General features: G+C 70.9%; 23 protein-coding genes. 13 read left to right on the top strand and 10 right to left on the bottom strand.

Annotated features, from left to right (window positions below; all coding sequences use genetic code 11):
* The first annotated feature begins 141 nt into the window (after positions 1-141).
* A complete protein-coding gene (locus IEZ13_RS25595; RefSeq protein WP_183223545.1) occupies positions 142-852 on the top strand; it encodes a helix-turn-helix domain-containing protein in 711 nt (236 codons plus the stop codon).
* On the opposite strand, the gene IEZ13_RS25600 is transcribed toward IEZ13_RS25595, so the two are convergent.
* The 3 genes from IEZ13_RS25600 to IEZ13_RS25610 all read right to left on the bottom strand — a co-directional run bounded on the left by IEZ13_RS25600 (position 834) and on the right by IEZ13_RS25610 (position 2,914).
* A complete protein-coding gene (locus tag IEZ13_RS25600; protein ID WP_183223547.1) occupies positions 834-1,409 on the bottom strand; it encodes a dihydrofolate reductase family protein in 576 nt (191 codons plus the stop codon). The two genes, IEZ13_RS25595 and IEZ13_RS25600, sit on opposite strands and share 19 nt — an antisense overlap.
* An 83-nt stretch (positions 1,410-1,492) precedes the next feature.
* The gene (locus tag IEZ13_RS25605) at positions 1,493-2,068 is read right to left on the bottom strand and encodes an MOSC domain-containing protein (RefSeq protein ID WP_183223549.1); all 576 of its coding nucleotides are present in this window, start codon (positions 2,066-2,068) and stop codon (positions 1,493-1,495) included.
* 57 nt (positions 2,069-2,125) lie between these two features.
* Positions 2,126-2,914, bottom strand: a complete 789-nt coding sequence (locus tag IEZ13_RS25610) for an RNase H family protein (RefSeq protein ID WP_183223551.1) — start codon at positions 2,912-2,914, stop codon at positions 2,126-2,128.
* 90 nt (positions 2,915-3,004) lie between these two features.
* Between IEZ13_RS25610 and IEZ13_RS25615 the strand changes: the two genes are divergently transcribed.
* From IEZ13_RS25615 to IEZ13_RS25625, 3 genes are all read left to right on the top strand, one after another.
* On the top strand, positions 3,005-3,961 hold the full coding sequence (locus IEZ13_RS25615) for a Gfo/Idh/MocA family protein (protein ID WP_183223553.1): 957 nt from the start codon (positions 3,005-3,007) through the stop codon (positions 3,959-3,961).
* Positions 3,962-4,190: 229 nt separating this feature from the next.
* Entirely contained in the window at positions 4,191-4,736 is a 546-nt protein-coding gene (locus IEZ13_RS25620) for a phospholipase (protein ID WP_221245857.1), read from the top strand.
* A 139-nt stretch (positions 4,737-4,875) separates the two neighbouring features.
* On the top strand, positions 4,876-5,886 hold the full coding sequence (locus IEZ13_RS25625; protein ID WP_183223555.1) for a zinc-dependent alcohol dehydrogenase: 1,011 nt from the start codon (positions 4,876-4,878) through the stop codon (positions 5,884-5,886).
* Between the two features lie 7 nt (positions 5,887-5,893).
* On the opposite strand, the gene IEZ13_RS25630 is transcribed toward IEZ13_RS25625, so the two are convergent.
* A complete protein-coding gene (locus tag IEZ13_RS25630; RefSeq protein ID WP_183223557.1) occupies positions 5,894-6,340 on the bottom strand; it encodes a cellulose binding domain-containing protein in 447 nt (148 codons plus the stop codon).
* Positions 6,341-6,436: 96 nt separating this feature from the next.
* Here IEZ13_RS25630 and IEZ13_RS25635 point away from each other — a divergent pair, with 96 nt between their 5' ends.
* Both IEZ13_RS25635 and IEZ13_RS25640 read left to right on the top strand, forming a co-directional pair.
* The gene (locus tag IEZ13_RS25635) at positions 6,437-9,436 is read left to right on the top strand and encodes an AfsR/SARP family transcriptional regulator (protein ID WP_183223559.1); all 3,000 of its coding nucleotides are present in this window, start codon (positions 6,437-6,439) and stop codon (positions 9,434-9,436) included.
* 96 nt (positions 9,437-9,532) lie between these two features.
* Positions 9,533-10,390, top strand: a complete 858-nt coding sequence (locus IEZ13_RS25640) for a DUF4394 domain-containing protein (protein ID WP_183223561.1) — start codon at positions 9,533-9,535, stop codon at positions 10,388-10,390.
* Here the strand turns inward: IEZ13_RS25640 and IEZ13_RS25645 are convergent.
* Together IEZ13_RS25645 and IEZ13_RS25650 are read right to left on the bottom strand one after the other, a co-directional pair.
* Positions 10,384-11,046 carry a TetR/AcrR family transcriptional regulator gene (locus IEZ13_RS25645; protein WP_183223563.1) on the bottom strand — a complete coding sequence of 221 codons (663 nt, stop codon included), beginning with the start codon at positions 11,044-11,046 and terminating at the stop codon, positions 10,384-10,386. The two genes, IEZ13_RS25640 and IEZ13_RS25645, sit on opposite strands and share 7 nt — an antisense overlap.
* A gap of 3 nt (positions 11,047-11,049) precedes the next feature.
* Positions 11,050-12,420 (bottom strand): glycoside-pentoside-hexuronide (GPH):cation symporter, encoded by a 1,371-nt coding sequence (locus IEZ13_RS25650; protein WP_183223565.1) that lies wholly within the window; start codon positions 12,418-12,420, stop codon positions 11,050-11,052.
* A gap of 2 nt (positions 12,421-12,422) precedes the next feature.
* Here IEZ13_RS25650 and IEZ13_RS25655 point away from each other — a divergent pair, with 2 nt between their 5' ends.
* Complete coding sequence (locus IEZ13_RS25655) at positions 12,423-12,971, top strand: TIGR03668 family PPOX class F420-dependent oxidoreductase (RefSeq protein WP_229795025.1); 549 nt, start codon at positions 12,423-12,425, stop codon at positions 12,969-12,971.
* 15 nt (positions 12,972-12,986) lie between these two features.
* On the opposite strand, the gene IEZ13_RS25660 is transcribed toward IEZ13_RS25655, so the two are convergent.
* The gene (locus tag IEZ13_RS25660; RefSeq protein ID WP_183223567.1) at positions 12,987-13,181 is read right to left on the bottom strand and encodes a DUF4291 domain-containing protein; all 195 of its coding nucleotides are present in this window, start codon (positions 13,179-13,181) and stop codon (positions 12,987-12,989) included.
* 790 nt (positions 13,182-13,971) lie between these two features.
* Between IEZ13_RS25660 and IEZ13_RS25665 the strand changes: the two genes are divergently transcribed.
* Genes IEZ13_RS25665 through IEZ13_RS25680 form a run of 4 tightly spaced genes read left to right on the top strand, consistent with a single transcriptional unit; the run spans position 13,972 to position 18,634 of the window.
* Entirely contained in the window at positions 13,972-15,216 is a 1,245-nt protein-coding gene (locus IEZ13_RS25665; RefSeq protein WP_183223569.1) for an ABC transporter substrate-binding protein, read from the top strand.
* Between the two features lie 12 nt (positions 15,217-15,228).
* Positions 15,229-17,169, top strand: coding sequence for an ABC transporter permease (locus IEZ13_RS25670; RefSeq protein ID WP_183223571.1), 1,941 nt, complete (start codon positions 15,229-15,231; stop codon positions 17,167-17,169).
* On the top strand, positions 17,166-17,915 hold the full coding sequence (locus IEZ13_RS25675; RefSeq protein WP_203834089.1) for an ABC transporter ATP-binding protein: 750 nt from the start codon (positions 17,166-17,168) through the stop codon (positions 17,913-17,915). Before IEZ13_RS25670 ends, IEZ13_RS25675 begins: the two co-directional genes overlap by 4 nt.
* Before the next feature lie 5 nt (positions 17,916-17,920).
* Entirely contained in the window at positions 17,921-18,634 is a 714-nt protein-coding gene (locus tag IEZ13_RS25680; protein ID WP_183223968.1) for an ABC transporter ATP-binding protein, read from the top strand.
* Positions 18,635-18,766: 132 nt separating this feature from the next.
* On the opposite strand, the gene IEZ13_RS25685 is transcribed toward IEZ13_RS25680, so the two are convergent.
* A complete protein-coding gene (locus tag IEZ13_RS25685) occupies positions 18,767-18,934 on the bottom strand; it encodes a hypothetical protein (RefSeq protein ID WP_183223573.1) in 168 nt (55 codons plus the stop codon).
* 9 nt (positions 18,935-18,943) lie between these two features.
* On the bottom strand, positions 18,944-19,468 hold the full coding sequence (locus IEZ13_RS25690) for a DUF3592 domain-containing protein (RefSeq protein WP_183223575.1): 525 nt from the start codon (positions 19,466-19,468) through the stop codon (positions 18,944-18,946).
* A gap of 299 nt (positions 19,469-19,767) precedes the next feature.
* Here IEZ13_RS25690 and IEZ13_RS25695 point away from each other — a divergent pair, with 299 nt between their 5' ends.
* Positions 19,768-20,283 carry a hypothetical protein gene (locus IEZ13_RS25695; RefSeq protein ID WP_183223577.1) on the top strand — a complete coding sequence of 172 codons (516 nt, stop codon included), beginning with the start codon at positions 19,768-19,770 and terminating at the stop codon, positions 20,281-20,283.
* A 131-nt stretch (positions 20,284-20,414) separates the two neighbouring features.
* Positions 20,415-22,067 (top strand): DEAD/DEAH box helicase, encoded by a 1,653-nt coding sequence (locus IEZ13_RS25700; RefSeq protein WP_183223579.1) that lies wholly within the window; start codon positions 20,415-20,417, stop codon positions 22,065-22,067.
* A 45-nt stretch (positions 22,068-22,112) separates the two neighbouring features.
* On the opposite strand, the gene IEZ13_RS25705 is transcribed toward IEZ13_RS25700, so the two are convergent.
* Positions 22,113-23,447 carry an MFS transporter gene (locus IEZ13_RS25705; protein WP_183223581.1) on the bottom strand — a complete coding sequence of 445 codons (1,335 nt, stop codon included), beginning with the start codon at positions 23,445-23,447 and terminating at the stop codon, positions 22,113-22,115.
* Positions 23,448-23,474: the final 27 nt, after the last annotated feature.

Raw genomic sequence — 23,474 nt, forward strand, 5'->3', positions numbered from 1 at the left:
GATTCCAGGGCGGCAGGTGCACCCCAAGGACCCGAACCGGTGCCACCCGGTTGCGGCCAAACAGGCCCCGGGGCGAGCGACTCGCCACGGAGGATCGGCCACGAGAACGCCGGGTTTACCGAACCCGCGTAGCCTTCACGCGTGGAGCTGCGGTTCGAGACACGCCGGTCCGATTCGCCATGGGTCGACGCTGTGTGGACGTGCGTGAGCGAGCAGGTCACCGCGATGACGTCGGTCGCGGGGGTGCGCTGGGGCCTGGTGTTCTACGAGCAGGAGGGCCGGGCGTTCGCGAGTGTCACCGGCCCGGAGACCCGGACCAGGACGGCGCCGGTGCCGGAGGGTGCGACCTTCACGGGCATCGACTTCGCGGTGGGCACCTCGCTGCGCCACGTGTCCACGCCGGCGCTGGTCGACGGTGGCATCGAGCTGCCCGACACCACGGGCCGCACGTTCCGGCTGGACGGCGTGCGCTGGGAGACGCCCGGCCCCGACGACGTCGAGGCGCTGGTCGACGCTCTGGTCCGGGCCGGGACTGTGGTTCGTGATCCGCTCGTCGCCGAGGTGCTGCGGGGCGACCTTCCGACCGTCTCGGGGCGGACCGTCGAGCGCCGGTTCCGCGCCGCGACGGGTCTGACCCGGGGCGCGGTCCGGCAGATCGAGCGGGCGCGTACGGCGGCGGAGCTGCTGGCCGTGGGCGACGCGGTCGCCGACGTCGTGGCCAAGCTCGACTACTTCGACGAGCCGCACCTGGCGCGGGCACTGCGTTCGTACGTCGGGCGCACCGCCCGGCAGTTGCGTGCCGGCACGGGCGGCGCGATCGGCCTGGACCTGGGTCAGCGTTTGACGTCGTAGACGAGTTTCAGGATGCCGTTGCTGTAGGCCTGCGACTCGCGCAGCGTCAGCATGTGCTTGTCGCGGTCGGCCCGGCCGAACAGGCTCTTGCCGGTGCCGAGCAGCACGGGGAAGACGAGCAGGTGGTAGCGGTCGATCAGGCCCGCGTCGGACAGCCGCCGGGCCAGTTCGGCGCTGCCGTGGATGAAGATGGCGCCGCCGTCACCGTTCTTGAGCGCGGCGACGTCGTCGGTGGAACGCAGGATCGTCGTGGGCCCCCACCCGTCGACGAGGGCATCGTCGGACAGCGTGGCCGACACCACGTACTTGGGGAGGTCCTTGTAGGGGGCGTGGTCCTCCGAGCCGGGCCAGACCGGCGCGAACACCTCGTAGCTGCGGCGGCCGAACATCAGCGCGGTCGTGTCGGCGAGTTCCTCGCCCTTGAGTGACCAGGCTTCGGGGACGAACTCGAGGTCCTTGACCACCCAGCCGCCGCTGCGGTGTCCCTCCTCCGGCCCGCCGGGCGAGTCCACGACGCCGTCGAGCGACATGAAACCGGTGTAGACCAGATCGCGCATGATGCTGTCTCCTCCTGCTCGGGCGGGCTGCGGGGTCCACGCTAGAGCGTGGCCCCGGCCGCCGTCTTGGACGGAAACGACAATCAGAGGACCTGCCGCACGGTGTCGCCGGGCGTGATCGTCCCGCCGGTGACCACCCGGGCGTTGAGGCCACGCAGCCGCAGGCTCTTGGCCTCGTCGGTCCAGACGAATTTGTGGGCATCGCGCCCGAACCGGGCGGCGAACTTGGCGCAGCCGGTGTGCGGCTGCTCGGTCACCTCGATGACGGCCTCGTCGCCGATCGCGAGGCGGGAGCCCGCCGGCAGAGCGTCGAAGCTCAGATCGAGATCGACGTAGAGCTGGTCGCCGGCGAGTGCCCAGGCGTCGCGATCCGGGCCGGCGATCAGTTCGGCGAACCGGGCGTTGATGACGTTGAGCTGCATGTCGGGATGGGGTGTGTTGTCGGGTGTCCGGGAGCTGGGCCGCCGGCTCCAGTTGTCGCCGACCAGCCCGGTCTCCCGGTGCAGCTCGGCCTGGGCCAGCACTTCGCGGGCGCCGGTCGAGGGCCGGCGCACGGCCAGCTCCAGGGTGCCCGCGCCCCGCGGGGACTGCCGCACCAGGTGCAGGCCTTCCAGGATCTCGTCCAGCGAGCGATGCCGTACAGCGATGGTGTCGTCCACGACTGGACTGTGCCCCACGCCCGCAACCGTGGTCCACGCCGTTTCCCAGCACCCGGACTATCCGGCGAACCTGGTCAGGGCGTTGCGCACCGCCCGCCGCGCGTCCGCCTCGGCCGTCCCCTTGGCCAGCCGCTCATCCGCCCAGGCCCGGGCCAGCTTCGCCAGGGCGTCCGCGCACTCGTTCAGCGGATGCCCGGTGTGCCCGCGAACCCACGTCACCCGAAGCCGGTGGCCGGCCCGCTCGACCCGGCCGGCCAGCTGAACCAGCGTCGCCTCCCGGCCGCTCGCCCGTTCGACCGTGTACCCGGCGGGCATCGCCCGGTCCCCGTTGCGCCATCGGGTGAGCAGGTCGATCGCGTCCCGCGAGTCGGTGTAGACGGTGATCGGGTGGGTGGCGGGGACCTCGAGCAGCGCCCACCAGATCGCGCGTAGTTCGCCCTGCAGCACGCGGTCACGGCCGGGCACCGAGCCGCGGCTGTCGTTCGCGCCCATGCCGTACCGGCCGGAGGTGGTCACGAATCCCCAGGAGATCGGCCGATGGACGCCGGCCTCGGTGCGCACGGGTTTGTAGGAGCTGTCCGTGCCGATGGCGATGGGCTCGTCCAGGTCCGGCACCGTGTCGGCGACGGTTCCGGTGATGGTCCATCGGTCGCGGCGGTACGCCCGGCCCCGCCCGAACCTGCGTTCGGCGCCCTTGGCCGGGCGTCCCGGCGCCGGGGCGTCGCAGACGTCGCGGGAGAACTTCGCCCGGTACGGATCGGGATGGATCCACCGGCCCGATGCGGCCTCGAAGATCGTGACCACCTGACAGGTACTACAGATCCTGGCGTCTTCCTGCTCGTCCATGCCCCCGCCCGAGCCCACCTGTGAGAATCGCTCCGGTATCCATCTAAGACACACGCTCCGGCCCTGACAAGATCGAGAAGGGAGACGGTGATGCGCATCGGTGTGCTGGGCGCCGCCCGCATCGTGAAGAGCGCCCTGATCGATCCGGCCCGTACCGTCGACGGTGTCGAGGTGGTGGCGATCGCCGCCCGCGACGAGGACCGGGCCCGGCGGTACGCGGCTCACCACGGCATCGGTCACGTGCATCCGTCGTACCAGGCGCTGCTGGCCGACCCGGTGGTGAACGCCGTCTACATCCCGCTGCCCGCGGCCCTGCACGCGCCCTGGACGATCGCCGCGATCGAAGCGGGCAAGCACGTGCTGTGCGAGAAGCCGTTCACCAGCAACACCGCGGCGGCCGAGCGGGTCGCGGAGGCCGCCGCGTCGTCGGACTGCGTCGTGATGGAGGCCTACCACTCGCACCATCATCCGCTGCAGGCCCGGCTACGGGAGATCATCGCCTCCGGTGAGCTGGGCCGGATCACCTCGGCCCGCGCCACGTTCTGCGCGCCGGTCCCGCCCGGCCGGGACATCCGCTGGGATCTCGCCCTGGGCGGCGGTGGCCTCCTCGATGTCGGCTACTACCCGGTCCGCCAGCTGCGTGACCTGTTCGGGCCGGCGCCGGAGGTCACCGGGGCCCGGGCGTGGGAACGCGGCGGCGTCGATCGGCTGGTCACCGCGACGCTGCGGTTCGAGTCCGGTGTGGAGGGACGGATCGTGTCGTCGATCTGGTCGCGTCACCTGATCGGCGCCACCCTGGAGGTCGCCGGGACGGACGGCCGGATGCGCGTCTCCTGGCCCTACCACCCGCAGATCCGCGGGAGGATCCGCGTCCGTGGCCGCCACGGCAGCCGGGTGGAGGCGGCCGACCGGCGTTCCACCTACGCGTTCCAGTTGGAGGCGTTCCGCGACGGCGACGACCGCGGCACCGGCCCGGCCGAGGCGGTGGCCCAGATGCGCACCCTCGACGCCATCTACACGGCCGCGGGCATGTCCGCCCGGCCGTGACCAGAAGCACACCGTTAGGTGGTGTGCGCGCTGCGGTGATGAGAAGAGAGCACCCTCGTGTCCGTTTTTGCACACATCGACAAATTGCGATCGAGGGACGGGAAGTCGCCCGCTCAGGCATTCAACTTAGTCATCGTTTGGGAAACATGCTGGCAACAATCGGCGGTTCCCGGGCGGTGCCATCCCCAAATCCGCCCACCACCGGGGCGGATATCTCATGAGGAGCAGGATGAACCCGTCAGTCCCGATCCCCCGCCCCCTGCGTACCGTCCTCGCCGCCGTGGTCGCCGTGGTCGCCCTCCTGGGCGTGTCGAGCCCGGCCCACGCCGTCACCGCCGCGGAGAAGGCGGCCGTTCTCTCCTCCTTCACCCAGACCAGTGTGAGCAGCTACAACTCCTGGAACGCCGCGCGGCAGAACCAGGGCGCCTGGGCGGCCTACGCGTTCGTCTGGAGCACCGACTACTGCTCGTCCAGCCCGGACAACCCCCTCGGGTTCGACTTCAAGCTGTCCTGCTGGCGGCACGACTTCGGCTACCGCAACTACAAGGCCATCGGGACGTTCAGCGCCAACAAGAGCCGTCTCGACTCGATGTTCTACGAGGACCTGAAGCGCAAGTGCGCCACCTACTCGGCCGCCGTCCGCCCAGCCTGTTACAGCCTGGCCTGGACCTATTACGAAGCGGTGTCCATCGCCGGCTCGCTCGCCGCGGTCAGCACCGCCGACCTGGAAGCCGCCGCCGAGCTGAAGGCCGCGGGCGAGGCAGCCGCTCGCTGACCGATTAAGCCCAGAGCCCGGCGACCCCGGCCGCCGGGCTCTGCGGCGAACCTCATCAATAGAGGAAACCGCCCGCACTGGGCGGGCATACGCTGACATACCGACAGATCCAGGCCGCACCGGTCAGGGGGCGAACAGTATGAAGGCCGCGGTCGTAACCGAGTTCAAGGCACCGCTTCGGATCCAGGACCTCCCCAAGCCAGAACCGGGCGCCAACGAGATCCTCGTCCGCATCGAGGCGAGTGGCGTCTGCCATACCGACATCCACGCCGCACACGGAGACTGGCCGGTGAAGCCCACGCCGCCCTTCATCCCCGGGCACGAGGCCGTCGGTGTCATCGAGGCGATGGGACCGGGCGACACCGGACGTCACGTCGGCGAACGCGTGGCGCTGGCCTGGCTCGGCAAGGCTTGCGGGCATTGCGACTACTGCATCAGCGGCTGGGAGACCCTCTGCGAGCAGCAGGCGAACACCGGCTACTCGATCAACGGGGGCTATGCGGAGTACGCGCTGGCCGACGGCCGGTACGCCGTGCCGGTCCCGGACGGGGTCACCGCCTTCGATGCCGCCCCGCTGACCTGTGCCGGGGTCACCACGTACAAGGCCATCAAGATGGCCCGGGTCCGCCCTGCGGAGCGGGTCGCGATCTTCGGGATCGGCGGGTTGGGGCACCTCGCGCTCCAGTACGCCCGGATCGTCGGCGGCATCGTGATCGGCGTCGACGTGGAGCAGCCGAAGTTGGATCTGGCCAGGTCGCTCGGTGCGGACCACGTGGTGAACGCGCGGACGTCGGATCCCGTCGAGGAGATCAAGAAGCTCGGCGGCGCCGACGTGGCCGTCGCGCTGGCAGCGGCCCCGCGCTCGTTCGAGCAGGCTTTCCAGAGCCTTCGCCGGGGTGGCCGACTGGTCTGCGTGGCATTGCCCGCCGACGGCAACATCACGTTGCCGATCTTCGAGACCGTCCTGTTCGGCATCTCCGTGATCGGCTCGATCGTCGGTACCCGGCAGGACCTCGCCGAGGTGTTCCAACTTCACCAGGCGGGGCGCACGAGCGTGATCGCCACGGGCCGCAAACTCGACGACATCAACGCCTGTTTCGACGATGTGCTGGCGGGAAGGGTGCCGGCCCGGCTGGTTCTGGAGTTCTGACGTCGGATCAGGCGGGGCCGGTCGTGCACAGGTTGTCGTTGATCCGGAACTCGGCCGGATAGGGGCCCTTCACGTCGCCGGAGGCGTGGAAGCCCACCGACACCGACTTGCCCGAGAGCACGTCGCTGTTGTAGGCGAGGCTCTTCGCGGTCACCTCCTGGCCGGTGACGGTGAAGGTCGCCTCCCAGCCGCTGCGGAGGGTTTGCCCGGCCGGCAGCGCGAACCTCAGCGTCCAGCCGTACAGGGTGAGCCCGCTGGTGTTGGTGATGGTGATCTGCCCGTTGAACGACCACGAGTCGCCGTTGGTCACATAGCCGACATGGCACACCGCGGGATCCGCGGCGGCCGCCGGCGCGGACGGCGTGAGCAGGGCCGCGGCCAGACCGGCGACAAGCGCCATCGATCGATGCATGACGATGCACTCCCCGTGCTTGTGGTATCGGGACAGGTCCACCTAAGGTTCCTTGAGCAGGGTGGACCACCAGACTGGATCCTGACTGGACGATGACTGGACGACGTCGCTCCCCCACCCTGTGCCGGGGGTGAGAGCGTGCGGATCCAAGTGCTCGGCCCGGTCCGCGCATGGCTCGGCGACGACCCGGTGGCACTCACCTCGGCGGGCCGGCGCGCCGTGCTGGGCCTGCTCGCGGTGGCCGGCGGGCAGCCGCTGAGCCAGGCCGAGCTGGTCGACGCACTGTGGGGCGACCAGCCACCGCCGAGCGCGGCCAACATCATCCAGACGCACGTCAAGCATCTGCGCCGGCTCCTGGAGCCGGGGCGGGCGTTCCGTTCGCACAGCGCCCGCCTTCCCCGCGTCGGGGACGGGTACGCCCTGCGGGTGTCCGATGACAGCCTGGATCTCCTGCGCTTCCGGCGGCTGCTCGCCGAGGCGACCGCCGCGCGGCAGAACGGGGATCACCGGACCGCGGCCGAACTGTCCGCCAGGGCGCTCGCGCAGTGGCAGGGCACGCCGCTGATGGATGTGCCGATGCTGGCCGGGCATCCCAAGGTCCTCGCCCTGATCGAGGAGCGGCGGGCCGCCCTGGGCCGCTACGGCGAACTCATGATCATGCTGGGCGCGGTGTCCGAGGCGCTGCCGGCGCTGGAGGAGGCCGCGGCGGCCCAGCCGCTGGACGAGGCCGGTCAGGCCCGGCTGATCCGCGCCTACGCGGCGGCCGGCCGCCGGGCCAAGGCGTTCGCGACGTTCCATGACACGCGCCGCCTGCTCGCCGACGAACTGGGCGTCGATCCGGGCCCGGAACTGTCCGCCGCGCACGCGTCCCTGCTGCGCGATCCCGACGAGGCCGTCGCGGCGCCGCAGATCAAGATCACAAACCCGTTTCCGGTACGGCCGGCGCCCGCCCAGCTACCGGCGGACGTGCCGGGGTTCACCGGCCGCGCCGACGAACTCGCCGCACTGGACCGGCTGCTCACGGCCGGCGATCAGACCATCGTCACGGTGTCCGGCATGGCGGGCGTGGGCAAGACGGCGCTGGCGGTGCGATGGGCGCACCGGGCCCGCTCCCGGTTCCCGGACGGCCAGCTCCACGTGAATCTGCGCGGCTACGACTCCGAACAGCCGATGACGCCCGAGGACGCGCTCGCCGGGTTCCTCCGGGCCCTGGGCATGGCCGGGAACGACATCCCGGCCGGGCGGGACGAGCGGGCCGCCGCCTACCGGAGCCTGCTCGACGGCCGCCGGATGCTCGTCGTGCTGGACAACGCGGTGTCGGTCGACCAGGTGTGGCCGCTGCTGCCCGGCACGACATCCTGCACGGTCGTGGTGACCAGCCGGGACATGCTGCCGGGCCTGGTCGCCCGGCACGGCGCGGGCCGGCTCGTCGTGCCGCTGCTGCCCGCCGAGGAGGCGCTGATCCTGATCACCCGGCTGATCGGCGACCGGGTGCGCGACGATCCCGCGGCCGCGGCCGACCTGATCGGACGGTGTGCCCAGCTGCCGCTGGCGTTGCGGGTCGCCGCCGAGCTGGCGATCGGGCGGCCCGAGGCGCCGTTGCGGACGCTGGTGGCCGAACTCGCCGACGAGAGCCGCCGCCTGGAACTGCTGAACGCCGGCGGCGACCCGCAGACCGGGGTCCGCGCCGTGTTCTCCTGGTCCTACCGGCAGCTCGCACCGGCCGCGGCGCGCGCTTTCCGGCTGCTCGGCCTGGTTCCCGGCCCGGACGTGGCGGGCTACGCGGTCGCCGCGCTGCTGGACACCGGTGTCGCCGAGGCCGGCAAGCTGCTGGAGGTGCTGGCCCGGGCCCACCTGGTCCAGCACGTGACGGCCGACCGCTACAGCCAGCATGACCTGCTCCGGGCGTACGCGATCGATCTCGGTTTGAAAAGGGGTGAGGGTGACCCGGCACTGGAGCGGCTCGCCGACGCCACCCTGTTCACCGCGACCGAGGCGATGGACACGCTCTATCCGGCGGAGCGGCACCGGCGGGTCCGCGCCGTCCGGCCGCGGTCGCCTATCCCGCCGGTCGGCGACGGCGCGGGCGCCCAGGCCTGGCTGGACCGGGAACGCGACAACCTGGTGGCGCTGGTGGCGCACGCGGCCGTCCACGATCGGCCCGCGCACGCCGTCGGTCTCACCCTCACCCTGCTGCGTTACCTGGAGAGCGGCGGCCACTACCCGGAGGCGGTCGTCATGCACGAGCACGCGGTGCGGGCCGCCCGGCTGACCGGGGACGCCGCCGCGGAGGCGCAATTGCTGACCAACCTCGCGGTCATGGACGTGCAGCAGGGGCACTACGAACGGGCGGACACCGTGCTGCGGCGCGCGGTCGAACTGGCCCGGGCGTGCGGCGACCACGCGGTCCAGGCGCGGGCGCTCGGCAATCTCGGTCACGTCGACCAGTGGCAGGGGCGCTACGGCGAGGCGGCCGATTCCCTGCGCAAGGCGCTGGAGCTGTGCCGGCTCACCGGTGACCGGGCGGCCGAGGCGCGGGCGCTCGGCAACCTGGGTCAGGTGCTGCGACGGCAGGGCCTCGACGAGCAGGCGGCGGCGTACCTGAGCGAGTCGGTCCGGATCTGCCGCGACATCGGCGATCCGGTCGGCGAGGGGTACGCCCTGGTCAGCCTCGGCGACATCGCCGCCCGGCAGCGCGACAGCCGGCGCGCGGCCCGCTCCCACCGCGAGGCGCTGGACATCTTCCGGCGCACCAACGAACGCGCCGGCACCGCACTGGCGCTCGACGGGCTGGGCGCGGTCACCCACGATGTCGTCTTCCTGCGCGAGGCACTGGAGATCTTCCAGCAGCTCGGCGAACGGGCCGGCGAGGCCCGGGTCACCAACAGCCTCGGCGAGGCGCTCACCACCACCGGCCGGCCGGCGGACGGCCGGGAACGGCATCTGGCGGCGCTCACTCTGGCGACCGGCACCGGCGACCGGTACGAGTCGGCGCGGGCGCACGCCGGTCTGGCCCGGGCGGCCGAGATGCTCGGCGACCCGGACACCGCCGAGCGGCACCGCAACCAGGCGTGGACCGGTTACACCGAGATCGGCGCCCCGGAGGCCGAGGACATCCGCCGCCTCATCGACCGCTGACTGTCCGGAGGTCCATTCCGCGTCCAGTCCGGGTCCATTCCGCATTCCTAACTTTCGATGCGCAAGCCGCTCGAAGGGAATCGGAGGGGAACACTCATGAGGGCACGGATGAAGAAGTGGGCCGCGTCGGCGGCGGTTCTGGTGATCGCGACCACCACGCTGGTGGCGGCGCGGCCGGGCAGTGGTTCGGCCGCCGCCACCCCCGGCCTCCAGGCCTACGGCATCGCTCAGAACGGCACCCGGATGCTGGCTTTCAAGACCAACACCCCGGAACAGAACGACTGGGTACGCCGTATCACCGGCCTGGTCGGCGACACGTCCGTGATCGGGATCGACTTCCGGGTCCAGGACAACACGCTGTACGCCGTCGGCAACCAGGGCGGGATCTACACCATCGGCATCCCGAGCACGATCGCGACGAAGGTGTCCCAGTTGACGGAGACGCTGTACGGCACCAGGTTCGGCGTCGACTTCAACCCGGCCGCCGACCGGCTGCGCGTGATCAGCGACAACGGCCAGAACCTGCGGCACAACCTCGGCGACCACACCACCACCGCGGACACCACGCTGACCACCCCGCCGGCGACCGGCCCGGCCAAGGGGGTCACCGCGGCGGCGTACACGAACAACGACCTGGACGCCACGACCAACACCACGCTGTTCGACATCAACACGACGTCCGACCAGGTGGTCATCCAGTCCCCGGCGAACCAGGGCTTCCTGGTCGCCACCGGCAACCTGGGCGTCGACGCCGCGGCGGACGCCGGCTTCGACATCTTCAGCGACCTGAGCAACGGCAAAACCGTGTCGTCGACGGCGTTCGCCGTGCTCACGCCGGCCAGCGGCTATCAGACGCTGTACACGGTGGACCTGCTCACCGGGGCGGCGTCGATCGTCGGCGAGTTCCCGCTGGACGTGTCCGACATCGCGGTGGCACTCGACACCACCTACTGATCACCTGAGCCGTCGCGCCGGTGGTGGGCCGTGTGCCCACCGCCGGCGCTGAGCCCTGCGAGGTAGAGGCGGGACAACTCGGTCAGCATCCGGCGCGGCTCGATCAGCTGCTCCTCGGCGAGGCGGTCCCCCATTCCGTAGACCCGTTGGGCGAGGCCCAGGTAGGCGTTGGTCAGCGTGGAAGCGGTCAGCTCCGGTGACGAGGTCAGGGTCAGGGTGCCGTCCCGGCTGCCGATGTGGAGGATCGCCACGAACGGCGCGAGCAGATCGCGGACGGCGGCCCGGAACTGTGCGCCGAGATCGCTGTCGTCGTCGCCCGCCGGTCCGGCGTCGAACACGCGGGTGAAGCGGACCTCGTCGGCGGCGTCGTCGATGACCTGCTCGACGTCGGCGAGCGCGGCCCGGAGACGGTCGGCTCCGGTGCCCTCCCAGGCGGCGCCGAGGTCGTGCAGCAGGCGTGCCCATCGTTGGAGGATCTCCACCTCGACGGCGAGGGCGACCTGCTCCCGGGTGGCGAAGTACCGGTAGACGGTGCGCCGGGTGACGTCGCACCGATCGGCGATGTCGTCGATCGTGACGTGGTCGACGCCCCGGTCCAGGAAGAGCTCGTAGGCGGCGGCGATCAGCGCCGCGCGCCTTCTTTCCCGTACGCCCATCGCTCAGGCGCCCGCGGACTGTACTTCGAGTTCACGCACCAGTTCGGCGTGCCGGCGCTCGTCCAGCCGATACCAGATCAGCGGGATCGCGGCGAGGGCTCCGATCACGCCGGGGACGATCGTCATCGTGGCGTGCAGGCCGTCGAGTGCCGCGGTGCTCTGTCGCGCGCCGGCTACGTACCCGAAGGCGGCCAGCAGCGCGAGTCCCAGCGAGGCGCCCAGCGCCGAGGCGACCTTGGTCTTGAAGATGTTGCTGGAGAAGACCAGCCCCTCGGTACGGCGGCCGGTCCGCCAGTGGCCGTACTCCACGGTGTCGGCGAGCATCGACAGCAGGGTGATGTTCGTGACGCCGTAGCCGATCCCGGTCAACGCGATCCACCCCAGGATCGGCGCGAGCGACTGGTAACCGGTGAGCCACGAGCCCACCGACGTGACCGTCGTGACGGCGAGCCCGGCCAGGGCCGCCCCGCGTTTGCCCCAGAGCCGTGCGGCGAGCGGGCTCAGCAGCGAACCGGTGATCGTGGTGACGGCGAAGACGCCGACGAACAGCGGCACCAGGGCCTCGGCGTCGAAGTTGTACCGCAGGTAGTAGGCCGGGATGATGCTGCGGACGGTGAAGGCGACCTCGGTCGTCAGCATGGCGACCAGCAGCAGTTGCAGCGGCAGGTTACGCAGGAACAGGCGCAGCATCTCCCCCGCCGCGTACCGCGGCGACGGCACGTAGTCGTCGCGCTCACGCACCCGGGCGAACGTGATCCAGGTCAGCGCGACAGCGATCAGCGCGTACAGGACGGCGACGTTGCGCCACCCCTGGACCGCGACCAGCGGCAACGTCACGATGTTCACGCCGATGAAGCCGACGCTGGCCAGGGTGCGGGGAACCATCACCAGCGACGTGCGCTCCCGGGCGTCCAGGGTCAGCGCGGCCGACATCGACCAGTACGGCACGTCCATCGCCGAGAACGCGATCCCCCAGAGCAGGTACGTCACGTACGCCAGCGCGAGCGTCGTGGCGGAGTCCAGCCGCGGCACCGAGAACGCGATCACCGTGAGCAGCGCCAGGGCGGGCGGCGCGAACAGCAGGTACGCCCGGAACCGGCCCCACCGCGACGCCGTGCGGTCCACGAGCATCCCCATGACCGGGTCGAACAGCGCGTCGACCACCCGCACGACCAGGAACAGCAGCGACGCGGAGGCGGCGGCGATGCCGAGCACGTCGGTGTAGAAGAGCGCGAGATAGGTCGCGACGAAGCCGTAGAGGATGTTGTTGCCCAGGCTTCCCCAGCCGTAGGCCAGCTTGCTCTGCCAGCTCAATGTCACGATCGCCTCCCGGACGCCGTCGCGCAGCGCGCAGCGCGCAGAAAAATAACACACGTGTGACATTTTTGGAGGGCCGGATTCGCGGTGACGTGGTCCCTACCGTCGGCCGGGTCCGGCACGGGTTGAGCGAACCCACCGTCAAGGTGGCCACGGCACGGATGAACCGCGCCCGGCGTAGCGTGCCGGAGTCTTCGGCGACCTACGATCAGGCCATGGAGCCGGCCGCCGAACTGTTCGCGTCCGCGCGGGTGGCACGGCTCGCCACGGCCGGCGCCGACGGTGTCCCCCACCTGGTCCCGATCGTCTTCGCCGTCACCGGCGACCTCATCCACACCGCGGTCGACGCCAAACCCAAACGCAGCCGCCACCTGCGCCGCCTCGCCAACATCACGGCGAACCCGCGCGTGTGCGTGCTCGCCGACCACTACGACGACGACTGGTCGGCCCTGTGGTGGGTGCGCGCCGACGGCACCGCCCGCATCCTCGACTCCTCCCCCATCGGCCTGGCCGCGCTGACCGCCCGCTATCCGCAGTACCGCGACACCCCACCACCCGGCCCGTTCCTGGAGATCACCGTCACCCGCTGGTCAGCCTGGCGCCCCTGACCACGCGACCCCACGTCAAACGCGATTCTCCGGGTACGGGTAGAGCCGTTCCGCCGGGAGAAGCACCGACGCCGCGTCCACGTCACGGACGTCGAGGTGGCCCCGGATGCGGCGCACCAGTGGGGTCACGTCGACGATCCCGGTGATCCACCCGTCGACGTGGAGCGGCACCACCGAGGCCGAGTCGCAGGAAACGGCGGGGCAGCTCACGCAGGTGCAGATCCGTTCCGGGCCCTACTGCACACGGGTGGGCGCTTGTTCGAGCACATGCTGCCAGGTGGCCAGGTGGGAGTACGACGGGTGGCGGGTTTGCGGGTGCCTGGCGATCATCCGCCCGGGGCAGATGATCGTGGAGCTGGCGGTCCAGGGCGAGCGCCTCGCCGCTCACCACACCTCACCACGCCCGAAGTCGAGGCCGACGACGTCCTCGCCGCGCCGGCTCATCGCTGATCTCGCGGTATCAAGATCGGTCGAGGGGTCCGCGAGCAGGCCTCCTTGTCTGGGGCAAGTTGCCGAAGGTACAGGAGTAGCGCCCCGGCCTTGGCCTGTGTCCACAGCTCGTCGCGTTCCGCGGCCAAGGAGTCTCTTGTTAAGAGACATTCTCTGAACCTGACGCCTCACAACATCGAACTCCATCCCCCAATGATCATTGTGTCCGCAAGTCAATACCACCGTTCTATCCCTCCTATCAGGATGTATGCGCACTTTCGGGTGCGGTGACGACGCGGCCAAGCATCGATCAGGATGCCAGCCTTCCCAACTAAGTTATTGCTGATTTACAGTGCCCTGAAGCACCGTGACGCCGCCCACAAGTCCGGCCGCGGACTGTTCGGCCCCACGCTCCTCTGGTACCGCCCGACCGGCAGCAGACCGGTTCGGCGGTGCGCCGTCCTGGGCTCCCACCGCACGCCGAACACGGCGACGTCTCTACCGGCCCCTGCCCGACGGCCCGTTCACCGGCACATCGCCGGGCCGGACATCGCATCGAAATGAGAGAGCCATGCATAGACATCGGGTTGCCCTCCGTACCCTGGCCCTGTTCGCGGTCGCCCTGCTGCCCGCCGCCGGCTGCGGCAACGCCGCGGCGCCGGCCGGCCCGGCCGCCACGTCCACCTTGACCGAGCCACCGATCCGGGTGGGCTTCCTCAATCCGTCCGGCGGACCGGTCCCCCAGCCCGGCGCCGACACCGGAGCCCAGGCGGCACTGTCCTATCTCAACGGCGAGTTCGGCGGCATTCACGGCCATCCGATCGAACTCGTGTCGTGCGACACCGACACCACGCCGGAACGGGCCCAGTCCTGCGCCAACACGTTCGTCGAGAAGAAGGTGGTGGCCGTCATGGACGGCTACAACCTGTCCTCCAGCGCCGCCCTGCCCGCGCTCACCGCGGCACAGATCCCGCTCGTCGGCATGATCCCGTTCGACTCGGTCACCGGCGCCAAGGCCGAGAACCGGGTGTTCTTCGCCGCGCCGCAGGCATCCTTCCTGGTCGGTGCCCTCCAGGCGTTCCAGAGCGCGGGCAAGAAGTCGGTCACGCTGGCGCTGGCCGACACCCCGGCATCCCATCAGACGATCGACAAGCTGCTGCCGGTGGTGGCGAAGGCGCTCGGCATCGAGGCCAAGGGCATCTACTTCTCCCCCACCAACCCGAACTTCACCGCGGTGGCCTCCGCGATCGCCCAGGACAACCCGGACGTGGGCGGGCTGATCGCGGCACCGAGCGAGGCGGTCTGCACCGCGCTGGTCAAGGCGCTGCGGCAACTGCGCTATCAGGGCACCATCTTCACGGCCGCGTGCACCGACTACATCAAGGCCGCTCCGCAGCAGTCGGCCGGGGGCGCGCTGTACTCGTCGAACTGGCTGCCCGCCGCGTCGGCGTACGCGCCGCCGCAGGCGAAGACCGAACTCGCGCTGGCCCAGCGGTACATCAAGGCCGTTCCCGACGCTGTTCCCGGCTATTACGCGTACGGCGAGTTCGCGCTCTTCGCCACGTTCGCCCAGGCCATGTCGGCGGCGCCGGAGACCGAACTGACCGGCCCGGGGGTGCTCAGGTCGCTCAAGGGTCTCAAGGACTTCCCCAGCTTCCTCGGACCGAACATCACCTGCGGCTCCGCCACCTCACCGAACTGCACCACGCAGATGCTGCTGTTCGGCGTGCAGTCCGACGGCTCCGTCAAGCCCGTCACCGAAACCTGGATCACACCGGTGCACCAGATCCTGGCCGCCATTCCCGGAGCGGTGTAGAGGCCCCGGATCATGGATCAGGTCCTGCTGTTCATCACGCTCGGCTTCGCCGGCGGAGCGGTGTACGCCGTGATCGCCGCGTCCATCGTGTCCCTACACGCCGCCACCGGCGTCCTCAACTTCGCCCAGGGCTCCCTGGCCCTGTGGGGAGTGTGGGTGGTGGCCGAACTCCGGCACAGCGGCACGCTGGTGCTGCCGGTCGGCTCGATCCCGCTCGGATCCGGGCCGATGGCGGCGTGGCCCGCTGCCGGGCTCGGGGTCCTGAGCGTGGCCGCCCTGGCGCTGGCCGCCCACCTGCTGGTGTTCCGCCCGCTGCGGACGGCGCCGCCGCTGGCGCAGGTGGTCGCCTCGGTGGGGCTGATGCTGGCCATCGCCTCGCTGGTGCCGCTGCGGTTCTCCACCGAGGGGGTGCTCGCGCCGCCGATTCTCACCGAGCGGACCCTGGAGGCGGCCGGCACGGTGATCAACGTCAGTGACCTGATCCTGCTGGCCACGGCTCTGACGGTGGCGGCGGCGCTGTCGGCCTACCTCCGGTTCACCCGGTGGGGCGTGGCCACCCGGGCGGGCGCCGAGGACGAGCTCGCCGCCCGCCTGACCGGGCTGTCGCCGGACCGGCTGGCCGCCGTCATGTGGCTTCTGACCGGCGCGGCGACCGCCCTGGTGGCGATCCTCGCGGCGCCGACGCTGGGCCTCGATCCGATCGGCTACATGTTCTACGTGCTGCCCGGGCTGGCGGCCGCGCTGCTGGCCCGGCTGACGTCGATCATGGTGGCGTGCCTGGCCGGCCTGGCCATCGGCGTCCTGCAGTCGATCCTGCTGCTGTTGAGCACCTTCGACGGCTGGCCGGTCTGGGCGCAGGCCGGCCTCGGCGACGCGGTGCCGTTCGTGATCGTGGTCGTCGCCCTGGTGATCCTGGGCCGCCGCCTTCCGGCGCGGGGCGCGCTCGGCACCGTACGCATGCCGGCCGTCGCCCTGCCCACCCGCCCGTGGCCGACGGCCGGGGTGCTGCTGGCCGCGGCCGCCCTCGCCATCGGGCTGACCTCGGGCAGCTGGCGGTTCGGCGTCGTCACCTCGATCATCATGGCCCTCATCGCCCTGTCCCTGGTGGTGCTCACCGGCTACCTGGGACAGATCTCGCTCGCCTCGATGGCCTTTGCCGGCACCGGCGGCTTCATCCTGTCCCGCGCCACCATGGCCTGGAACGTGCCGTTCCCGCTGTCGGTGCTGCTCTCGGCCGGTGTCGCGACGCTGGTCGGCGTGCTCGTCGGCCTGCCCGCGCTGCGGGTCCGCGGCGCACAGCTGGCGGTGGTGACCCTGGCCGGCGCGGTCGCCGTACAGCAGGCCGCCTTCGCCAACCCGGCACTGACCCCCTTCGAGGGCAACCTCATCGACGGGCCCACCCTGTTCGGCTGGGACCTCGCGGTACGCGACGGCACCGACCTGACCACATCGGCGTTCGCCGCGACCGTCGTCGTCATCGTCGGCGTGCTCGCCATGGCCGTGGTACGCCTGCTGGCCGGCTTCACCGGTCAGTCGTTCCTGGCGGTCCGCTCCAACGAACGCGCCGCGGCCAGCGTCGGCATCGACGTGGCCCGGGTCAAACTCGCCGGTTTCGCGCTGTCGGCCTTCCTCGCCGGCGTCGGCGGATGCCTCATCGGCTACAGCCGCTCCCAGCTGTCGGTCGAATCGTTCAACGTCATCGTCGGGCTCAGCGTCCTGTGCATGGCGTACGTCGGCGGGATCACCCGGGTCAGCGGCGCGCTCATCGCCGGGCTGATCGCCCCGCTCGGGGTGCTCTACACACTGCTCAACACGACGCTCGGCCTCGGCCACTACTACACGCTGATAGCGGCCTGCGCCCTGGTCCTGACCGCGGTGCTCAACCCCGTCGGCATCGCCGGGGGCACCAGCGGGCTGCTGCACCGCCGTACCCCTCGAAAGGTCGTCCTGTGAACCCACCGCTGCTGGCCACCGAGGGGCTGACCGTCCACTACGGCGGCGTCCGGGCCAACACCGACATCGACCTGCACGCCGGGGCCGGCGAGGTGGTCGGGCTGATCGGCCCCAACGGCGCCGGCAAGACCACCTTCGTCGACGCCGTCACCGGTTTCACCCCGTCCCACGGCACGGTCAGCGTGGCCGGACGGCGCGTCGACCGGCTCGCCCCGCACCAGCGCCGGCGCGCCGGCCTGGCCCGGACCTGGCAGGCCGGCGAGCTGTTCACCGATCTGACGGTCCGGCAGAACGTCGCCGTCGCGGGCGGCCGGGGACCGCTGCGCAACCTCTGCAACGACCTGATCGGCCGCGCCGAACCCGGCGACGACGTCGACGCCGTACTGGAGACGTTCGGGTTGCTGCCGGTCGCCGACCGCCGGCCGGGCAAGCTGAGCCTCGGCCGGCAGAAGATCGTCGGGGTGGCCCGGGCCCTGGCCGGAGCGACCCGCGTGATCCTGCTCGACGAGCCGGCCGCCGGGCTCGACACCGACGAGAGCGCCGAATTCGGAACGCACGTCCGGGCGGTCGCCGAAACGGGCCGGGCCGTGCTGCTCATCGACCACGACATGACGCTGGTGGCCGCGATCTGCGACCGGGTGTACGTGCTGGACTACGGGGCGGTCATCGCGTCCGGGACGCCCGGCGAGGTCCTCGCTGATCCCGCGGTGCGGACCGCGTACCTCGGATCGGAGCTCGTGCCGTGACCGAAATGCTGCGGCTGGACGCCGTCACCGCCGGCTATGCCGGCATCCCCGCCGTGCGCGACATCGGCCTGAGCGTCGCCTCCGGCGAGATCGTGGCGATGCTCGGCCCCAACGGCGCCGGCAAGACGACCACTTTGCGGACCGCGGCCGGCATTCTCACGCCGATGACCGGTACGGTCTCCGCGTTCGGCCGGCCGCTGCGCAGACGGCTGGAACAGAACGCGCGCGCCGGCCTGGTCCTGGTGCCCGACACAAGGGGTGTTTTCCACAGCCTGACGGTCCGCGAGAATCTGACCCTCGCCCGGCGCCGCAACGACAACCTGGACGAGGTCCTCGACCTGTTCCCCGCGCTGCGCGAGCTGATGGGGCGCCGGTGCGGCCGGCTGTCCGGCGGTGAACAGCAGATGCTCGCCCTCGCCAAGGCGCTCGTGCACCGGCCGCGGGTGCTGCTGATCGACGAGATGAGCATGGGGCTGGCGCCGGTCGCGGTCCAGGCCCTGCTGCCCAGCATCCGGGCGCTGGCCGACCGGTTCTCCGTCGGCGTCCTGCTCGTCGAGCAGCACATCGATCTCGCCCTGTCGATCGCCGACCGCGCCGTCGTCCTGCACCACGGCCGGATCGTGCTGACCGGTCCGGCGGCCGAGCTACGCGCCGACCGCAACGCCGTCGCCGAGGCCTACTTCGGCGCGTCCCCCACACACGACAGCAGCCCCGCCTGACCGCGGACCGGCAGTTCCTGGTGGAGTACTCAGTGCTCGAACTGCTGTCGCGCCAGGAGCGCCGGCACATGCGCATGCGGCAGCCGGCCGGCGCGGTCGTGCTCAGCCAGAGGGCAATGCGGAGCAGAGGGCTCAACGGGTGCGGCGGGCGACCACCGCACCGGCCAGGGTGAGGGCCGCGCCTATCGCGACCAGCACCACCGAATCGGCGACCGTCAGCCCGAGCCCGACCAGGCCGATGCCGAGCATGGAGAGGGCGTAGCTCTTCGGGTCTTCCCACGGACGGCGACGGTCTGCCATCGATACTCCTCAGCGTTGAGGCGGAACGGCGCCCCGCCGTTGCCGCCGTTCCCATCGAAACTGATAGACCCACCCCCAGGCGAGGGCGCCACCCATGATGCTGACGAACAGCCCGAGGATGATCATCTTCCAGGAGTTGAGGCAGTGGAGGGAGTCGTCGGCGCCCCCGACGGCGGTGACGAACTCGGCCGGCCGGACCGGGTCGACCTTGAGCTCCATCGTCGTCGCGTTCTCCGGGCGACAGAGGTCGTCGACCCGGCACTCCGTCCGCACCCGGTAAGCACGGCCCTGGAAGTCGTAGCTCACCCACACCGTGGGTGGGGCACCCTTGCTCCGGCTGGAGCGGTAGTCGCTCAGGCGGGCGGTCACCGCCTCGCCCTCCCGCTCCAGCCGGTCGGCCTTGACCGTCGAACCGACTTTGACCCCGATCCCGCCGACCAGCCCGGTCAGCCCCGCGCCCAGAAAGACGACGGCTCCCAGGATGAGCAGTAGGCGCGAGCGCCAGGTCCAGTCCCCCGGCTTCGGCTCTCCCATCGGCACAGCTCCCTTACGGTCCGGACGCACGAGCAGAGATCCACCCGTGCGTCCGGAGAGACGTTATTGCCCCGGCTTCTGTTCGACCAGAGGCCACTTGAACGGATCGGTGAACGGGATGTCGTACGGCAGGACCCCGCTGGGGCAAGCCGCCGCACACCAGGTGGTCTGGGCAACCCCTCCGCCGATCGCGGTCCCGACGGCAGCCTTGTCCCACCGACTTCGGGCTCGCGGCCACGCCGGCCCTCAGCGGCTACACCGTCACCGAGGAAGCCGTCGGATGGACACCCGCCGGCACCGTGCTGGCGCTCACCGGCGACGAGGCGCTGACCAAGGTGACCCTGCCGTTCCCGGTGACCCACTACGGCAACACCTACACCTCGATGTGGGTCGACACGAACGGTCTGGTCGCCTACACCGACCCGGGGACACCGTCGTCCGACGCGTGGCCGATCCCGTCTCCGCGCAACCCCGAGGAGCCGAACGACGCGGTCTACCCGTTCTGGCACGACTGGGTGGTCGACTCCTCGGCCAGCGTCCGCACCGCGACCCGCGGCACGGCACCGGCCCGGCAGTTCGTCGTCGAGTGGCGCAACGTGGCCTCCTACGAGGACCCCAACACCCGGGTGTCGTTCCAGCTGATCATCGATGAGGGCGGCGGTTACCGGTTCGCCTACGCCGACATCGACGGCACGGGCGGCGGCGCCACCATCGGCATCGAGAACGAGGACGGGACGACAGCCATCCAGTACGCCTACCGAGCGCCCGTCCTGCGCCCGGGTCTGGGGCTGCGGTTCACCGCTCCGACCGCCTGAACGTGGGAAAGCCCCGGATCACACCGATCCGGGGCCTCCCCACGTTCGCCCGAGGCCGGCCTCCCATGCGACTGAGCTGCCAGATACCCCGTACCGATGGGTCGGGTTTCGGTCTGGAATAGGGTTTGGGCATGGAACGTGATCCGTCTGAGTCCGAAGCGGGTTTCGCCGGACTGGGGTTGCGGGCGGAACTGCTCCGTGCGTTGACCAATCTGGGCTATGAGGAACCGACACCGATCCAGCAGGGGGCGATCCCGCCGCTGATCGCCGGTGACGACCTGGTCGGGCAGGCCGCGACCGGTACGGGTAAGACCGCCGCCTTCGCGCTGCCGCTGTTGCAGGGGCTGGTGCCCGCCGGGCGGGACGCCGGGCCGTCGGCACTGGTGCTGGTGCCGACCCGGGAGCTTGCTGAGCAGGTGTCGCAGGCGGTCCACCGGTACGGCCGTGACCTGGGTGTCCGGGTGTTGCCGGTGTACGGCGGACAGCCCATCGGCCGCCAGTTGCAGGTGCTGAACCGTGGGGTGGACGTGGTCGTCGGCACGCCGGGTCGGGTGCTGGACCACATCGAGCGGGAGACGCTGCGGCTGGGCGACATCCGGACCGTCGTGCTGGACGAGGCCGACGAGATGCTCGACATGGGGTTCGCCGAGGATATCGAGGCGATCCTGGCCGAGACGCCGGAATCCCGCCAGACGGTGTTGTTCTCCGCGACGATGCCGCCCCGCATCGACGGCATCGCCCGCCGACACCTGCGGAATCCGACGCGGATCACGATGGGCCGCAAGGCGGTCGAGCCGGGTGAGCTGCCGCTGGTCCGGCAGAGCGCCTATGTCGTGGCGCGGGCGCACCGGGCGGCGGCGCTGGGGCGGATCCTCGATGTGGAGACGCCGACGGCGGCGATCGTCTTCTGCCGGACCCGCGAAGAGGTCGACCAGGTCACCGAGACGCTGAACGGGCGCGGCTACCGGGCGGAGGCGCTGCACGGCGGCATGAGCCAGGACCAGCGGGACCGGGTGATGGGCCGGCTGCGCGGCGGCAGCACCGAGTTGCTGGTGGCGACGGATGTGGCGGCGCGCGGGCTGGACGTGGAGCAGCTGACCCACGTGATCAATTTCAACGTGCCGGTGGCGCCTGAGGCCTATGTGCACCGGATCGGCCGGGTGGGGCGGGCCGGGCGCGAGGGGTGCGCGATCACCCTGGCGGAGCCGCGTGAGCAGCGGATGCTCAAGGCGATCGAGCGGCTCACCGGGCAGCGGATCACTCTGGAGAAGCTGCCGACGGTCACCGATCTGCGGGCGCGGCGGCTGGAGGTGACGCGTACGGCGTTGCAGGCCTGCCTGGAAGGCGATGATCTGGAGCGGTTCCGGGTGGTGCTGGACTCGCTGACCGACGAGTTCGATGTCGAGAACGTGGCGCTGGCCGCGGTGAAACTGCTGCACGAGGCGGCGGGCGGTGACCGTGACGAGGACGAGATCCCGACGCCGTCGCTGCCGCCGGAGGGCCGTAGGGCCCCGGCCCGCGACAACCGGGCGCCCGGCGGAAAGGTGGCCCGGCTGTTCTTCGGGGTCGGCCGCCGGGCGGGGGTTCGTCCGCAGGATCTGGTCGGGGCGATCGCCGGTGAGGCCGGGCTGAATTCCCGGGACATTGGCGCGATTCAGATCACCGACCGGTTCTCGCTGGTGGAGGTGCCGGAGCAGACCGCGGACCGGGTGATCGCGGCGATGCAGCGGGCCACCATCCGTGGCCGGCGCCCGACGGTCCGCCGGGAGCGGTTCGCCCGCTGAAAGGGGCTGGCCGCCGTGTACCTGGTCACGGCGGCCGGCTGAGGGTCAGTCGAGGGTGCGGTCGTGGTTCAGTGACGTCCGGGCGGTCTCGCGGGCGGCCAGGACCGCCACGATGGTGAGCACCGACGCGATCGTCATGTAGACGGCCACGGCCGTGGTGTTCGGCTGGTCGACGTCGCCGAGCAGTTTGAGCGCGATGATCGGTGCGAGGGCGCCGGCCAGGATCGAGGCGAGCTGGTAGCCGACGGACGCGCCGGTGTAGCGGACCGAGGTGCCGAACAGTTCGGAGAAGAAGGCGGCCTGCGGGGCGTACATGAGGGTGTGCAGGAGGAGTCCGACCACGACGGCGATCGCGATCTTTCCTGAGTCGCGGCTGCCGATCAGGTCGAAGAAGACGTACATCCAGACGGCGAGGCCGACGGCGCCGATCAGGTAGAGGGGGCGGCGGCCGACCCGGTCGGAGAGGGCGCCGACCAGGGGGATGACGAAGAACTGCACACCCGAGCCGATGAGCAGGGCGGAAAGGATCATGCTCTTGTCGGCGGCGCTTCCGGCGTACGTCGTCAGGTAGGTGATGGAGATGACGGTGACCAGGTAGTAGCCGATGTTCTCGGCCAGCCGCATGCCCATCGCGATGAGGACCTCGCGCGGGTAGCGGCGGATCACTTCGAGCAGCGGCTGGTGGGTCCGGTCGCCGAGCTTCGCCTGCGCCTGCTTGAAGACCGGGGACTCCTCGATGCTGAGCCGCACCCACAGGCCGACCAGTACGAGGACGGCGCTGAGCAGGAACGGGATGCGCCAGCCCCACGCCTTGAACGCCTCGTCCGACTGGACCAGGGCGAGCAGCCAGAGGATGCCGGTGGCGAGCAGGTTGCCGAGGGCGACGCCGGCCTGCGGCCAGGAGGACCAGAATCCGCGGCGGGCGTCGTCGCCGTGTTCGGCGGCCATCAGCACGGCGCCGCCCCATTCGCCGCCTACGGCGAAACCCTGCGCGAGACGGCAGGCGAGCAGCAGGATCGGGGCGGCGACACCGATCGAGGCGTACGTCGGGAGCAGGCCGATCGCCACGGTCGCCAGTCCCATCACGAACAGTGAGACGACGAGCATCTTCTTGCGGCCGACCCGGTCGCCGAAGTGCCCGAAGACGATGCCGCCGAGGGGCCGGGCGACGAAGCCGAGCGCGTAGGTGCCGAAGGACAGCAGGGTGCCGGTGACGGGGTCGGACGACGGGAAGAACAGGGCGCCGAAGACGAGGGCGGCCGCCGAGCCGTAGAGGAAGAAGTCGTACCACTCGACGGCGGTGCCGACCAGGGATGCGAAGACGACCTTGACGATGGGGGCACGGTCGGTTCCGGCCCGCGCCGCTGCGATGGTGGGCATGGGTGGTCCTTTCTCCAGCGGGGTATC

The organism is Actinoplanes campanulatus (genome assembly GCF_014647795.1).
Classification (GTDB): Bacteria; Actinomycetota; Actinomycetes; order Mycobacteriales; family Micromonosporaceae; genus Actinoplanes; species Actinoplanes campanulatus.

What these genes read in the sequence shown, in the direction of transcription:
- IEZ13_RS25625 (WP_183223555.1), top strand. Translation starts at nt 4,876, where the DNA reads ATGAAGGCCGCGGTCGTAACCGAGTTCAAGGCACCGCTTCGGATCCAG.
- IEZ13_RS25645 (WP_183223563.1), bottom strand. Translation starts at nt 11,046, where the DNA reads ATGGGCGTACGGGAAAGAAGGCGCGCGGCGCTGATCGCCGCCGCCTAC.
- IEZ13_RS25620 (WP_221245857.1), top strand. Translation starts at nt 4,191, where the DNA reads ATGAACCCGTCAGTCCCGATCCCCCGCCCCCTGCGTACCGTCCTCGCC.
- IEZ13_RS25610 (WP_183223551.1), bottom strand. Translation starts at nt 2,914, where the DNA reads ATGGACGAGCAGGAAGACGCCAGGATCTGTAGTACCTGTCAGGTGGTC.
- IEZ13_RS25680 (WP_183223968.1), top strand. Translation starts at nt 17,921, where the DNA reads ATGCTGCGGCTGGACGCCGTCACCGCCGGCTATGCCGGCATCCCCGCC.
- IEZ13_RS25700 (WP_183223579.1), top strand. Translation starts at nt 20,415, where the DNA reads ATGGAACGTGATCCGTCTGAGTCCGAAGCGGGTTTCGCCGGACTGGGG.
- IEZ13_RS25685 (WP_183223573.1), bottom strand. Translation starts at nt 18,934, where the DNA reads ATGGCAGACCGTCGCCGTCCGTGGGAAGACCCGAAGAGCTACGCCCTC.
- IEZ13_RS25670 (WP_183223571.1), top strand. Translation starts at nt 15,229, where the DNA reads ATGGATCAGGTCCTGCTGTTCATCACGCTCGGCTTCGCCGGCGGAGCG.
- IEZ13_RS25615 (WP_183223553.1), top strand. Translation starts at nt 3,005, where the DNA reads ATGCGCATCGGTGTGCTGGGCGCCGCCCGCATCGTGAAGAGCGCCCTG.
- IEZ13_RS25705 (WP_183223581.1), bottom strand. Translation starts at nt 23,447, where the DNA reads ATGCCCACCATCGCAGCGGCGCGGGCCGGAACCGACCGTGCCCCCATC.
- IEZ13_RS25640 (WP_183223561.1), top strand. Translation starts at nt 9,533, where the DNA reads ATGAGGGCACGGATGAAGAAGTGGGCCGCGTCGGCGGCGGTTCTGGTG.
- IEZ13_RS25600 (WP_183223547.1), bottom strand. Translation starts at nt 1,409, where the DNA reads ATGCGCGATCTGGTCTACACCGGTTTCATGTCGCTCGACGGCGTCGTG.
- IEZ13_RS25690 (WP_183223575.1), bottom strand. Translation starts at nt 19,468, where the DNA reads ATGGGAGAGCCGAAGCCGGGGGACTGGACCTGGCGCTCGCGCCTACTG.
- IEZ13_RS25665 (WP_183223569.1), top strand. Translation starts at nt 13,972, where the DNA reads ATGCATAGACATCGGGTTGCCCTCCGTACCCTGGCCCTGTTCGCGGTC.